Origin of the sequence: Pantoea sp. GM_Pan_4, assembly GCF_026541005.1 — a bacterium.
Classification (GTDB): domain Bacteria; phylum Pseudomonadota; class Gammaproteobacteria; order Enterobacterales; family Enterobacteriaceae; genus Pantoea; species Pantoea dispersa.
Window position 1 is genome coordinate 47,376 of record NZ_JALNUZ010000004.1, and the last position, 14,599, is coordinate 61,974.

Here is a 14,599-nt window from a genome sequence, read left to right on the forward strand (position 1 = left end):
TCGCAGAATGAAAGGCTGCAGCGGGGTTTCACTAAATCAATATGATGAGTTGTGAACTTGATGCATTGGTCTGGCGCTGATTAGGATTTTTCTGCATCCCGCAAATGAATGCCTGAACAAAAAAACACCAAAGTAAATTATTTGCCCATAAAAAAACCCGGCATATGCCGGGTTTTTACTCATTACCTGCTTAATCACTTAAAGCCATTCGGGTTCTTCGACTGCCAGTTCCAGGTATCGCGCATCATCGCATCAATACCGCGCGTGACGCGCCAGTCGAGTTCTTTGTTGGCCAGGCTGGCATCCGCCCAGAACGCTGGCAGATCGCCGTCGCGGCGCGGTTTGAACTCGAACGGAATCTGTTTACCGGACGCCTGCTCAAATGCCTTGATCATCTCCAATACTGAGAAGCCTTTGCCGCCGCCGAGGTTGTAAGCTTTGTAACCTTCAACTTTTGGCAGGTGATCCAGCGCTTTCAGGTGCCCTTCCGCCAGGTCGACGACGTGAATGTAGTCGCGCTGGCAGGTGCCATCTGGCGTCGCGTAGTCATCGCCAAACACGCCCAGCTTGTCCAGACGCCCAATCGCCACCTGCGCAATGTACGGCAGCAGGTTGTTCGGAATACCGGTTGGGTCTTCGCCAATCTCACCGGATTCGTGCGCGCCGACCGGGTTGAAGTAGCGCAGCGCGATGGCTTTGAAGTTCGGCTCGGCTTTGGCGAAGTCGCGCATCACGAACTCAATCATCAGCTTGGAGGTGCCGTACGGACTGGTGGTGCCACCAATCGGCGTCGTTTCGACGTACGGAACCGGTGCGTCAGCGCCATATACGGTGGCGGATGAGCTGAAGATAAAGTTCCACACGCCGGCGGCGCGCATCTCTTCCAGCAGCACCACGGTCCCGGCGACATTGTTCTCGTAATATTCCAGCGGCATGCGCGTGGATTCGCCCACCGCTTTCAGCGCGGCGAAGTGGATGACGGCTGAGATGTCATTGCTGGCAAACAGATCGCGCAGGCAGGCGCGGTCGCGGATGTCGCCTTCAACGAAGACCACTTTCTTACCGGCCAGCTTCTCAACGCGATTGATTGCTTCGCGCGAGGCATTGCAAAGGTTATCCAGGACTACAACGTCGTCGCCGCGCTCTAACAGCGCCAGCACCGTATGGGAGCCGATGTACCCTGCTCCGCCCGTTACCAAAATAGCCATGTGTACTCCTTTAAAACCGCGCAACCTGCGCGGCGGGGAAAGAGATTATTTTGCCAGAATTTTTTGGATTGCTTCGCGGAAATCGCGGCCCTGGGTGTTGTTGCGCAGACCATAAGAGACGAAGGCCTGCATGTAGCCGAGTTTACGACCGCAGTCGAAGCTGGTGCCGGTTAGCAGCTGGGCATCAACCGGTTTTTTCTGGCTCAGAGAGGCGATGGCATCGGTCAGCTGGATACGGCCCCAGGCACCTGGCTCCGTGCGCTCCAGTTCACCCCAGATATCCGCAGAAAGCACGTAACGGCCCACGGCGGTCAGGTCTGAGTTCAGCTCGGACGGATGCTCAGGTTTTTCCACGAAGTTGGTGATGGTGCTGATATCACCCGGGTTATCCAGCGGCTGCTCGGTGGTCAGCACGCCATACTCAGACAGGTCTTCGCCCGGCATGTGTTTCGCCAGAACCTGGCTGCGGCCGGTCTCTTCGAAGCGTGCCACCATCGCGGCAAGGTTGTAACGCAGGTGGTCAGCGGTGGAGTCATCCAGCAGCACGTCTGGCAGGACCACCACAAATGGGTTGTCGCCAATCATCGGACGGGCACACAGTACCGAGTGGCCAAGACCCAACGGGTTCGCCTGACGCACGTTCATGATAGTCACGCCCGGCGGGCAGATTGACTGCACTTCGCTCAGCAGCTGGCGTTTCACGCGCGCTTCTAGCAACGCTTCCAGCTCGTAGGTGGTATCGAAGTGGTTTTCCACTGCATTTTTGGAAGCATGGGTGACCAGCACAATCTCCTTGATGCCCGCCGCCACGCACTCGTCGACAATGTACTGAATCATTGGTTTATCGACGATAGGCAGCATCTCTTTCGGAATGGCTTTAGTCGCAGGGAGCATATGCATACCGAGACCCGCAACCGGGATTACTGCTTTAAGCTTGGTCATATTTATTCCATTTCATGAAGTGAATACGTGGGGTCGATTATGCAGGATCGGCCGGTTGAGCAAGTATAATCTTTATCTGAAAAACCGGCACTAACTCTCTGTCAACACATAAAAAATCGTCAAAAAGTCCATCTGCCATCCGGCAATGAGTCGGGAAAAAAAAGTGGCTAAATGGCTGAAAAACAGTGGAAGGCAGAGTGCAGGGCGATGACCGGTGAGGCCAGTGATTGTTGAGCGTTTAGACCGGCGTTGCGGAAACATCATTGGGTCGAAGGTGTGGTGTTGCAGCGGAAAAAGCTGGCGGCGATTAAGGATGTTGTTTTGACCGGTGGCGTCAGGGTTTGGTCGCAAAATGGCGTAATGCCGTTCAGTAACAGCACATACAAATCGCATAAAATTCGTAGCGGCGCGATTTATCGCGCAATAAATTGCGCCGCTACCAAAAGTGCAACGGTTGCTGAACGGTTTCAGAGCTTAACTGAAAAACGTGCTGTCATTGCCAACGACCACTCCCGTCATCACCGCTTACAGCCAGCCCTCAAACCACTCGGGCATCACGAACAAGTTGAAATGATTCACCAGCAGCATCAGGCCGACAAACACCACCGACACCGACACCCACTGGCGCGCATACGGCATAAAGCGGATGCCAATCACCGGTTTGATGAAGAACGGATGCGCGAAGGCGGAGATCAGCACCTGTGAAATCGACAGCGTCAGCGCCACGTAAATCACGTTCGGCCAGATCCACGTAGTGGCCAGCACCACCACCACCACCAGGCTGGCGACGATATTCCAGTAGAACTCGACGTTGGTGCGTCCGTTCGCCTGGGAGATCGCGCCGGTCAGGCCGCCCATCGGGCGCAGCATACCGAACAGCAGCATCAGCGGGATCAGGTGATACACCTGCTCGTGCGAAGCGCCATACAGCACACGCACAATCACCGGAGAGAGAATACCAATCGCCAGGTACATCGCGCTGCTGAACAGCATGATGACGAAGGTGCCCTTAAGGAACAGTTTTTTCAGCTGCTCGGGATCGTGCTGCTTCTCGGCGAAGCGCGGCAGCGCCAGGCGGTTAATCACCGGCGACACCAGCTTCAGCGGCTGCAGAATCAGCTCTTTCGCCAGTGAGTAAATCCCCAGCATCTCGGCACCCATCACTTTACCGACGATCAGCGCATCAGCCTGAGTACGCAGCTGGTTAATGGTCTGTGAACCCAGCTGATAGATACCGTAACGCACCGCGCTGACAAAGGTTTTGCCGTCGAACTCCCACGTTGGCCGCCACGACTTCTCGCCAAAGTAGATCATGCAGAGAATGCGCGTGAAGGCGTTGATGAACAGCCCGAGAATCGCCGCCGCTACCGTCAGGGAGGTGAAATAGAGCATCGCCACCGTACACAGGAAGGCAAACAGCTTGGTGCCCATCTCAATCTTCGCCAGCGTCACCATGCGTTTGGTTTTGACATAGTGCGCCTGATACTGCGACAGGTGACCGAGCACGAGGAAGTTGAGGCTGGTCAGCATAATCAGCGCCGTCAGCTCCGGCAGATGGTAGAACCACGCCACCGGCCAGGCGATGGCCAGCATGATCAGACCGGTACAGAAGCTCAGCGAGACGTTAACCCAGTAAATGGTGCTCTGCTCACGACGTGTAATCTCCTGACGATGCACGATATAGCTGCTCATGCCCATGTCCTGCAGCACAGTAGCTACCGCCAGAATGGCGTTGATGATCGCCAGCAAACCCAGCTCGTGCGCTTCCAGCTTGCGCGCCAGCACCGCCAGCTGCAGCACCTGCAGCAGCGCGGCAAAGCAGGTGCTGCCAAACAGCCACACCGCCTGTTTTTTTAATCCACTCAAACCATGCGCTCCAGAATTTTCGCCAGCTCACCGTAAGCGATGTGCTGATTGAACTCGGTTTCCACCTTATGGCGCGCTGCGGCCACCACCGGTGCAACGTCAACGTCGCCGCGCGACAGGCGCAGCAGCGTGTCCGCCAGCTCATCGGCATCATTTTCCGACACCAGCCAGCCGCTGACGTTATTCTGAATCAGCTCCGGGATGCCGCTGTGGTAGGTGGACACCACTGGCAGGCCAACCGCCATCGCTTCCATCAGCGCCACCGGAATGCCTTCCATATCGCCATCGGCGGCGGTTTTCGACGGCAGCAGGAAGATGTCAGCCTCGCTCAGCGCCTGACGAATCTCCTCCTGCGGCTTGAAGCCCGGCATGGTCACCATGTCTTCCAGGCCAGCACGCGCGACGTGCTCGCGCATCATGCCGTCCTGCTCGCCGTTACCAATGATGGTGAACTGGAACTGACCGCCGTTATCGCGCAGAATTTCACTGGCTTTCACCGCCACGTCCAGCCCTTTTTTCTCGGTCAGGCGCGCCACCGAAACGATGCGCAGCGGTTTGTGGAACGCGTCGCGCGGCTGGAAGTTAAACTTCTCCGGCTCGATGCCCATACGCGTGACGTGCACTTTCTCGCGCGGACAGCCCATCTCAATCAGCTTGTTCTCCCACAGATGGCTGATCGGCAGCATCAGTTCGCTCTGTCTGAACAAGTTGATGTAATCCTGTTTGTGCTCTTCAAGAATGTGGCGACGCGAGATGTCCGCACCGTGGAACACCGTCGCCTGCTTGCCCTTCAGTACCCCCAGCTCGCGCAGTTTATTCGCCAGCGCACCGGCATAGCCGAAGTGCACCAGGAACACATCGGCGGTAAAGGTCTGGCGGGCATTGGCGACAATGGCTGGCAGCAGCAGTTTTTTCGCCTGCGCACCGTAGCGGCCAACGTTAAGCGACTTCAGCAGCGCCGGTTTGGCGATTTTCGGCAGCATCAGCCCGATGCGCTGAGTCAGTTTGTCGAGGTTTGATACCTTCTCTTCCGGCAGCAGATAGTGGGTTTTCGCCGCCAGATTGTACTCATCGAACGCGGCATGACGGTTGATCATGTCGCCCGGAAACACCGAGATGATCTCGACGTCATAGCCGGCATCGATGAAATGCGTCACCTGATTGAGGACAAACGTCTCAGAGGCAACCGGAAAACGCATGGTGAAAAAGGTTAGCTTCATCACTTACCCCAGGACGTTGAGAATTTCTTCGGTGATGCGGTTGCCGATTTCACGCTCCTGCGCCACCGCGGTGTTCACTTTTTGCTTCACGTTGTCGTAGTCCGCCAGCACCGTCTGCACTTTGTCGATCAGCGAGCCGTCCATCAGGCTCTGCACGTCGGTGGCCATCTGCGGCAGCCCCAGCTGGTTCATCACGCCGAGCGATTTGTGCTCGTAGTTGATGGCCACGGCTGGTGTGCCAAAGTTCATGGAGATGATTGCCGAGTGCAGGCGCGTGCCGATGGTGAGATGGCAGTGGCTGAGCAGGATGCCGAGTTCCAGGTCGTTGAACTCGTCCATGATCACATGGTAGTGCTCCGGCTGCTCAACGTGGTCGCGCAGCGTCAGCGCCACCATACGGTCATCTTTGGCATAGCTGTCGATGCCGGTGCAGGTGGAGAACGCCACCACCTGATAACCTTCGGCGATCATGGCGTTGATCACCCGGCCAAACGCGGCTTCGTACTCTTTCTGCGTGACGCCAAGACGTTTGTCGAACGGTGCCAGCTCACGCACTGTGATAGCGATGGTTTTGCGCGACTGAATGATGTTCTGCCAGTGCAGCAGGTTGTGGCTCGGATTTTCCACCTGGCGCGCCTGCACCAGGAACGCGGTGTCCACGCCCTTCTTCACCCGGCTGGTGGTCACGCCATCCTGCTTCAGGCGATCGAGGCTGACCTCTTCGCGCAGCACCAGGCTGTCGACGCGGTCAAAAACAAAGTTTGCCAGCGCATTAACGCGCGGGTTTTCGAACGGGCCTACCGAGTGACCGATCATGTGCAGCGGCTTCTTCGCCATCAGCGCGCACAGCGCGTGATCGAATTGAGTGACGCCGTACAGATCGACGAAGAACGAGCCGCCGACCTGAATGATGGCGTCATATTTCGCCAGGCTGCGGGTGAATTCCGCCAGATGCGGCGGCACCGAGAAGGATTTATATACGCCACCTTTGCCAAGGTGCGCCATCATGATGTCCGGCATCAGACGGTTGGCGACTTTGCGCTTCAGGCTGCTGACCAGCCCTTTTGGCGCCTTACTGTTGTGCAGAAACAGCGAATCCTGCTGGATGTGCTGCTGCAGTAAATATCCGGAGCTGGTTGGATAGCGGCTGATGACATCGATATCCAGATCCCCACGCGCGGCCTGCAATGAATCAATCAGTCCACGTAAAATCGCGCCATCCCCACGATTTCCACAGGTATGGTTACCCACCAATAAAATCTTCATAAAAACTCCAGATAAATTTTTGTAATTTTTTACAAGCCGCCAGTTCCATACTGGCTAAGTGAACTCTGTAAGAAAAAACTGCTAATGGGCCAGCGGCCCGAAATTAACGACTACCTGTTGTGACGTAATTGATACCTGCGACAGGTGTTACATGCGCGATAAATCGCGCCGCTACAGACTGTGCAAAGGGTCAGTGCAGAACTCTCCTCTGCACAAACCGTAGCGGCGCAATTTATTGCGCTTTGCCCGGCCCGGCTCGCTGCCGCTGTGGCCTCCGCGATAAATTGCACCGTTACCTGCGTTAAATCCTCACGACTTCAGCGCAAAATACGGCAGCGCCACCTGCTCGCCGTTGATCACCACTGAAACAAACCCCTTCGGCTGGCGCGTATCTACCTCTTCGGGCTTCAGCGCGCGCGACGCCAGCAGCAAATCGCCCTGCTCGTTGCCGCCGATGCCGGCTTTACCGTTGTGCAGACTAAACCGCTGCGGGGCCGGCTGGCTGCCGCTGGTCGGACTGCCCTGCGCCATGGTGGCGTCAACGCGCGCACAGCGGCCGGTGAGGAACCGGTCTTTGGCGGTGCTCTTAATCAGCACCACCGCCGTCGGCGTCCAGCCCGCCAGTTTGACGAACACTTTGCTATCGGTATCGCTGCGCGCATCGACGCGCACCTCCAGCACCGGCGAACTGCCTTCCGCGGACCAGCTGGCTTCCGCCTTGCTGGTTTTGCGCTGCAGATGAATCACCGCGCGACCGCCGGTCTGTTTACCGCCCATCACATCGAGCAGCGGCTGCTTGTCGCTGCCGTTGCTGAACTGCGACTGACCAAACAGCTCGATCTCCCAGCTGTCACCCACGGTTGGCGAGTAAAAATTCCCCAGCTCGAACCAGGTGGCCTGATTGGTGTTGTTGGTCAGACGGAAACGCGATGTGATGTAGTTGTATTTCAGGCTGCCGTCGATGGCCACGCCGTAAGACTCTACCCGCGTTGAGCCCATCTCCCAGATGTTCAGCCAGCGCTCGCCTTCCAGCGAGTTATCGATCCAGCTGCCAGACTGCAGATTGGTCTGGCGCATGTTGAGACGGGAATTGCGCGCGTTCAGCGGGTTTTTGCAATCTTCCAGGCTCAGCGCATCAATAATCCACTGGCCGTTCGAGATGTCGCCGGGGTGCTCGCTGTGCTCAATCCAGCCGTTATGAATGATCGACTGGCTGCAGCGCGGCAGGTTGAGCACCATGCCGCCGGTACAGCGCTGGGCGTTGAAGTTCGACAGCTCAATCGCCGTACTGTGGTCCCATGCACCCTGCTTCTGTCCGGACCAGCTGGCTTTGATCACGTCACCGGTACAGGTGTCGGCGTACCACTGGTCGATTTTGCAGTCCAGCGTATCCAGCAGGCTGATCGAGGTGCCGCCGACGCGGTTGAAGCGCAGGCAGGCACCGCGGAAGAACTGGCCGCCCGGACAGGTGTTGCGGAACAGCCCCTGTTTGTTTGGCCGCTTGTCGTTCTGACCGTTGAAGATCAGGTTGGAGATTTCGGTCCAGCGCGCATTCACCTGGAACAGGAATTCGGAACGACCGTCAGATACCAGCGTGGTCGCCGGGAAATAGCCGAAGTTAACCATCGCGCCGGAAATGCGGAAGAAGCGCTGCTGTTGATCGCCAAAGTCACAGCCGGTCACGAAGAAGGTGCCTGCCGGAAACTGCACGCAGATCTGCTGGTTAGCCTTAAGCGACCACTGATACATGGCTTTGATCGCCGGTGCCGTATCGGTTTTGCCGTCGGCGATGGCGCCGAAGTCAAACAGCGTCAGGCGGTTGAAATCTTCCACCACGCGGCGCCAGTAGAACCCGTTGCCGCTGAAAATCACGCCGCCATCATCTTCGCCTTCGCCATACACGCCGACGAACTCGCCGCCGCCCACTTCCAGCCCTTCGTGCCAGCTCTTCAGCTTGATTTTCGCTCCGGCAAACAGCGGTCGGGTTTTACGCAGCTCTTCCACCGACGGGATTTCGCCGATCAGCTGATAGCCGTTCGGCTGCGCCAGGCGCTGGCTGAAGTTGCTGGCGTTCGGGCGCGACACGTCGCTGATGGAAAACAGCGTATTGCCCTGGTTATCTTCCACCACCATCGAGTGCGCGGGATTGGCGATTAACGCGGCATTATCGTGAATAAACTGGGCAAAGTTGCCTTTATTGAGTGCAATTGGCTGGCTCACCTGGGAAACCTTACCGCTGGCGTCGCGCAGATACACCGGAATCTGGTTGCCGGCCTGGCTGGCATCTTTGCCTGCTGCGCCAATCCACAGTTTGCCCTCAAAGTTCTGCCAGAACTGCGGTGGCATGGTATAGACATTTTCCGGCGTCAGAATCGGCACATCGCCCGGCGGGACGCTGGAGGCATCAACCGCTTTCAGCGCCGGCTGACCACTTTTGGCGGCGTAACTGGAAAACGCGCTCACCGACAGCGCGGCAACAATGGAGGAGGCTGCAGTTTGCAAGACTTCTCTTCTTTTCATGCTAACAATCCCGTGGTCATGGGGCCGCATGGCGGCCGAAAAGGTATCCCCGAGGCACGATAAAAGTGGTTACACCAGCGCCAGCCAGCTCTGTTTGATCTGATTACCGTCAAACTTCAGCGCCGTCTCTTTGGTCTTTTCGCTCATGGCAAAGAACAGGCGATCGTCGCTGGCCAGCTGCTCCATGCGCGCCAGGAAAGTGGCTTTGTCGTTCATTGGCACCAGGAAGCCATCTTCGCCGTGATTGATGATCTCCTGCGGTCCGGTCGGACAGTCATAGGCCACCACCGGCAGCGACCAGGATTTGGCTTCCAGCAGTACCAGCGGCAGTCCTTCATAACGTGACGTCATCAGCGCCATGTCGCTGTCGCGGTAGTAATCATTGATATTGCTGACTTTGCCGACAAAGTTAACGCTGCCGGTGATGCCCAGCGCCGCAGCCTGATCGTGCAGCTGCTGGCGCAGTTCGCCGTCACCGGCGATCACCAGCTTCCACTCCGGGTGTTTTTTGCTGAAGTCGGCCCAGATATCCAGCAGCAGGTCAAAGCCCTTTTGGTTATCGAGGCGGCCTACCGCCAGCGCCTGACGGCTGCGCGTCTCGCGCTGCCAGGATTTGTACACCACCGGATTAGGAATTTGCTGGCTGGGGATATGCCAGCGGGTGAAGACCTGATGGTCTTTGTCAGTCAGCACGATCACCTGGTCGTAGTAGCGCAGCAGCAGCCACTTCAGCAGTTTGATCGGCTTGCTGAACGAGTTGATAGCGATGTGCTCGCAGGCGTAGGCTTTGAAGGTTTTTTTCTTCATTGCCATCAGGTTCCAGAAGGCAAACATCACGCTCAGGCGCCCCATACTGATCAGGAATACGCTGTCGAAGCCCTCCTGATGGATGCGCGCCACGGCACTTTTAATCGGGTTGCTGTGGCCTTCGAAGCTGACAATCTCTTTCACCCGCTCAAACGGGTAAAAGGTTTTGCCGTGCCCTTCCAGCGAGTAAATGGTAACGGCATGCTCTTCACCGAGGCACTCCGACATGAAGTTGCAGATATTCTCCGTGCCTGCGTAGGAGTAGGCATCCTTAATAACCAAAACAATCTTTTTCATCTGATACTTTTCACCTCAAATTGCTCAAATCCAGACCCAAGTCATTTGCGTTGCCGCAAGGCGGCAAGTGCGTTCATTCCCGGGAGCTTACTCAAGTAAGTGACCGGGATGGACGTGCGCAGCCAACGTAGCGGCAGCGCGAAGGACACAGGGTCTTAGCGATGTTTAAGGGTGAAAAGAACCCCATTCACCATATACCAGCCGTAATAGTAATAGATTTTTAAAGGATTGTTTTTATAGATAATTCTTAATAATTCGAGGTGCCATTTCGCCGCTTTATTTTTGTTACGCGACAGCGAATCGCCCAGCTCGTAGTAGTTGACCAGCGTCTTCTGGATCACCCGGGCTTGTTTGTAGCGGAGGAACAGCTCATAGAGGAACAGGAAGTCTTCATGGCCTTTACGCTGGAAGAAGATGCCCTGTGGCGGACGTCGGAAACACACCGAGGAGAAGCAGACGCGATACTGCTTCTTCACGAAGTTTTCCTGCTGCAGATAAGGTTTGTGGTAGTTGATGTCGTGATCGGCGGTTTTGGTTTTGTAGTGATAATGGGTGATGACGAAGTCGTCACCGGCGGCCAGCGCCGCGGCCTGCTCGGCCAGTTTCTCCGCGTGCCATTCGTCATCGCTGTCGAGAAACGCAATGATCTCCTCTTTGGCCGCGCGCAGGCCCACGTTGCGCGTTTCCGCCGCGCCGAGGTTGACCTCGTTGCTGAGGATAGTGATGCGCGCGTCTCGGCAGTGCTCGCGCACAAAAGCGAGTGAATCATCGGTGGATTTATCATTGACCAGGTAGAGATGCCAGTCGCTGTAGGTCTGATTCACGATCGACTCAACCGCACGCAGCACGGTGTTGCGCGCGTTGTACATCGGCATCACGATACCGATGGTGCCAACATGATTTGTCATTTGTATACCCGGAGTGTCAGGAACCGAAAAAATGCTCCCGCTGCGGGAGCAAGTGAAAGTTGTAAATCGATCAGGAAACCGCTCTTCGCCCCGTAAAGCGCGACTTCAGCTTATCGACCAGGCGATTGATGAAGTAGGCGCGGTTATCACGGTTGGTGAGGAAGAAGTAGCGCGCAAAACTGACGCTGGCCAGCAGCGAATTGCCATCCATTTTGTAGCGCAGCGGCAGCTTGAACGCTTTGTAGGTATGGATATCGCGCGCCGTCAGGTGCGGCTTCATGGTGTCGAGCCAGAAGAAGGAGTACTTCACCGACTCGCCTTTGTGTTTGGAACCAAATTTGGTCACCAGATGGTAGGTCGCCAGCGGTTTGGCGATCATCACAAATTCATAGCCCATGCGGTCGGCGCGGATGCAGAAGTCATAATCCTGATGGCGAATATAGCGCGCATCAAACTGGATTCTGGCGGCATCTTCGCGTTTCAGCACGATGGTACTGGTCTGGATAAAGCCGTAACAGCCAAACAGGTACTCCGCCACGGTCTCGTTTTTACCCGGCGGCTGCATCGGCATCACTTTGAGAAAGCTGCCGTCCTGATGAATATTGACCTGGCTGAAGATGACATAGTGCGATTTACCCTGCGCTTCCAGCTTGCGGATGGTATCGCACACTTCCAGCAGCTTGTCCGCGTGCCACTCATCGTCGGCATCGAGGAAGCTGATGAAGTCGCCCTGCGCCAGTTCAATACCTTTGTTGCGCGCGCCGGCGCCGTTGAGTTTGACCTCAGACAGCTCCAGTTTGATGTCCAGATCCTGATAGCGCTCGCCGCGCACCACCTGCGCCAGTTCCGCGGCATCGGCGGATTTGTCATCCACGATGATGACTTCAAAGTTGCGATAGGTTTGCGCTTTGACGCAATCCAGCGTCGTGACAATCGATTTCGACGCGTTATAAGCGGGAATTACAATTGAGAAGCGGATGTCCTGCATTGCCAGCACCTCTTAAACAGCTGTTCCAGATTCAACGGTAACGCGAGCGGCCTGTAGAAAGGAATCGGCTTTGTTCTGAAAAATCATGCCGTTAGTATTCTTTTTCAATAAGACTTTTCGTACCGTCACGGAAATACCTAAGATTGTGCTGTGTGTATGTTGGGTGGTGCAAAACGCACCGAAAAAATCGTTATTATGTTCGCGGTATCAATTTCACCGCCGCAGTTTTATGCGTTTAATCACCGCACGTTCCGTAGCGGCGCAATTTATTGCGCGATAAATCGCGCCGCTACAATACTCTGCGGTGTATCCGTATGTTTTGCAGAGGCACAAGGCATGGCGCTTAGCCAGAGACGCGCCATAAAAAGGGGCGGAAAATCCGCCCCCGATAGTGCTTAGCTTTTGCTCTCTTTGCCGTATTCGTAGTTGTAATAGTCGTAGCCATAACCATAGGCATTCGACGCTTTACGGACCACGGCGTTGAGGATGACGCCTTTAATCTCGATACCGTTCTGGGCGAAGCGCTTGTAGCTGACATCCAGCTCTTTGGTGGTGTTGGTTTCGAAACGCGCCACCATCAGCGAGGTACCGGCCAGCTTACCGATGATGGAAGCGTCGGTCACAGCCAGAATCGGCGGCGTATCGATCAGCACCAGGTCATAGTTCTTGCTTGCCCAGTCCAGCAGCTCCTGCATGCGACGATGCATCAGCAGCTCAGACGGGTTCGGTGGCACCTGACCGCGCGGCAGGAAGTCAAAACCGTACACGCCCTTCTGAATCATCGCCGGCGAGAACTCGCTCTTGCCTGACAGTACGTTAGACAGGCCGGTCTTGTTGTCCGCACCCAGCAGCTCGTGGGTATAGCCGCGACGCATATCACCATCGATGAACAGCACGCGCTGACCTGCTTTGGATACCAGCGTCGCCAGGTTGGCACAGATAAAGGTTTTACCAATACCCGGGCTGGCACCGGTGATCATCAGGATGTTGTTTTTCGCTTCCATCATGGCGAAGTGCAGGCTGGTGCGCAGGCTACGAATCGCTTCGATGGAGAGGTCAGTCGGGTTACCCAGCGCCAGCAGCGTGTTGTGCGGATCCGACTTCTCTTTGCTGCCGCGTCGCGCCAGCGCTTCGGTGTCTTTCTTACGCTGCCACTCGGAGAGCGGTACGCTGGCATAGACGTTCATGCCCAGCTCTTCCAGCTGCTCCGGATTGTCGATACCGTGGTGGAACAGCGCTTTCAGCAGCACCAGACCAACCGACAGCATCAGACCAACAATCAGGCCCGCGACAATAATCAGCAGTTTCTTTGGTGCCACCGGGCTGGTGCTGGTTTCGGCACGGTCGATGATGCGCACATCACCCACGGTGCTGGCCTTGCTGATGCCCAGTTCCTGCTGACGATTCAGCAGCTGCATGTAGATTTCCTGACCGGCCTGCACATCACGCGTCAGACGCAGAATCTCCTGCTGGGTCTGCGGCATGGCCGAGATTTTCTTGTTCAGCTGCGCCTGTTCCGCTTCCAGCGTTTTGCGTTTTTCCAGCAGCGCGCGGTAGGTCGGGTGGTCTTTGGTGAACAGCTGGGAAACTTCGGCTTCACGGAAGGTCAGCTCGTTCAGCTGGCTCTGGACGCTAACGGACGAGTCGAGCGCCGATTTGGCTTCCAGCGACATGTCGACCGACTCGTTCTGACGACGGAAGGTGTTCAGCTTGTCTTCCGCATCATCCAGTTTGGCACGCACGTTAGGCAGCTGGGTGCGCAGGAATTCGAGGCTCTTCTCCGCCTGCTCAGACTTACGCTCAACGTTCTGCAGCAGATAGTTGTTGACGATCTGGTTCAGCACGCGGCTCGCCTGCTCCTGATCTTCATCCTGGAACTCCAGGCCCAGCACGCCGGTGGTTTTGCCTTTATCGGCGACGGTCAGCGCGCCCAACACGGTTTTAATCGCCTGCAGGTCGCTCAGCTTGGTGACGCTGAAGCTGGTGCCTTCGTCAGCCTGAATGCCGCTAACCAGCATGGTGACGTCGCCGTGCTGCTCCAGCTGACCCACGCGGCCTTTGAACAGCTCGTCGCCGTCTTTGCTCACGGTATAGGTCTGCGGACCGGTGACTTCCAGCTCAACGGTACGTTTGTCAATGCTGCGCGGAATTTCCAGGCGTGAAATGGCAATCTGCGCCGGCTTGTTGCCCATCAGGCGCGACAGACCTTTACCGATCACCGGGAAGTAGTTTTGCTGAATGACCGTGTCCAGACCGAGGTCGTTAACGGTTTTACCAATCACCATGCGGGATTCGATGATCTGAATCTCGGTGTCTGATGCTGGCGTGGTCGGAATCACATCCTGTAATTCGTTCAGCACCGAGGCGGTGTTTTTCTGCTCCACCTGCACCATAGCGTCCGCGCTATAGATTGGCGTAGCAAACAGTGTGTAGAGCGTTGCCATCAGCATAAAGAAAGCGGTGACCGCCACGATGATCCAGCGATGATCGATCAGCTGTCCCACAAGATGCGCCAGATCCCATCCATTCGAATCTTCTTTTGGCGCAGTCATAACCTTGTTTTTGATATTCATGGAT

10 protein-coding genes are annotated in these 14,599 nt (G+C 56.2%); all 10 read right to left on the minus strand.

Annotated features, from left to right (window positions below; genetic code table 11):
* Positions 1-194: 194 nt before the first annotated feature.
* The gene (gene galE, locus OXR61_RS11410) at positions 195-1,208 is read right to left on the minus strand and encodes a UDP-glucose 4-epimerase GalE (RefSeq protein ID WP_021509336.1); all 1,014 of its coding nucleotides are present in this window, start codon (positions 1,206-1,208) and stop codon (positions 195-197) included.
* A gap of 45 nt (positions 1,209-1,253) precedes the next feature.
* Positions 1,254-2,150 (minus strand): UTP--glucose-1-phosphate uridylyltransferase GalF, encoded by an 897-nt coding sequence (galF, locus tag OXR61_RS11415; RefSeq protein WP_021509335.1) that lies wholly within the window; start codon positions 2,148-2,150, stop codon positions 1,254-1,256.
* Positions 2,151-2,675: 525 nt separating this feature from the next.
* Complete coding sequence (locus OXR61_RS11420; RefSeq protein ID WP_021509334.1) at positions 2,676-4,016, minus strand: MOP flippase family protein; 1,341 nt, start codon at positions 4,014-4,016, stop codon at positions 2,676-2,678.
* Complete coding sequence (locus OXR61_RS11425; protein WP_021509333.1) at positions 4,013-5,236, minus strand: glycosyltransferase; 1,224 nt, start codon at positions 5,234-5,236, stop codon at positions 4,013-4,015. The genes OXR61_RS11420 and OXR61_RS11425 overlap by 4 nt, the downstream gene beginning before the upstream one ends.
* Before the next feature lie 3 nt (positions 5,237-5,239).
* Positions 5,240-6,502: a colanic acid biosynthesis pyruvyl transferase WcaK gene (gene wcaK / locus OXR61_RS11430; protein WP_021509332.1), complete on the minus strand. Its 1,263-nt coding sequence runs from the start codon at positions 6,500-6,502 to the stop codon at positions 5,240-5,242.
* A 309-nt stretch (positions 6,503-6,811) separates the two neighbouring features.
* Positions 6,812-9,022: a phage tailspike protein gene (locus OXR61_RS11435; RefSeq protein ID WP_031280062.1), complete on the minus strand. Its 2,211-nt coding sequence runs from the start codon at positions 9,020-9,022 to the stop codon at positions 6,812-6,814.
* Positions 9,023-9,091: 69 nt separating this feature from the next.
* Positions 9,092-10,126 (minus strand): glycosyltransferase, encoded by a 1,035-nt coding sequence (locus OXR61_RS11440; protein ID WP_021509330.1) that lies wholly within the window; start codon positions 10,124-10,126, stop codon positions 9,092-9,094.
* Positions 10,127-10,281: 155 nt separating this feature from the next.
* The gene (locus OXR61_RS11445) at positions 10,282-11,034 is read right to left on the minus strand and encodes a glycosyltransferase family 2 protein (RefSeq protein WP_021509329.1); all 753 of its coding nucleotides are present in this window, start codon (positions 11,032-11,034) and stop codon (positions 10,282-10,284) included.
* Positions 11,035-11,104: 70 nt separating this feature from the next.
* Positions 11,105-12,022 carry a glycosyltransferase family 2 protein gene (locus tag OXR61_RS11450; protein ID WP_021509328.1) on the minus strand — a complete coding sequence of 306 codons (918 nt, stop codon included), beginning with the start codon at positions 12,020-12,022 and terminating at the stop codon, positions 11,105-11,107.
* Between the two features lie 395 nt (positions 12,023-12,417).
* Complete coding sequence (gene wzc / locus OXR61_RS11455; protein WP_021509327.1) at positions 12,418-14,595, minus strand: tyrosine-protein kinase Wzc; 2,178 nt, start codon at positions 14,593-14,595, stop codon at positions 12,418-12,420.
* Positions 14,596-14,599: the final 4 nt, after the last annotated feature.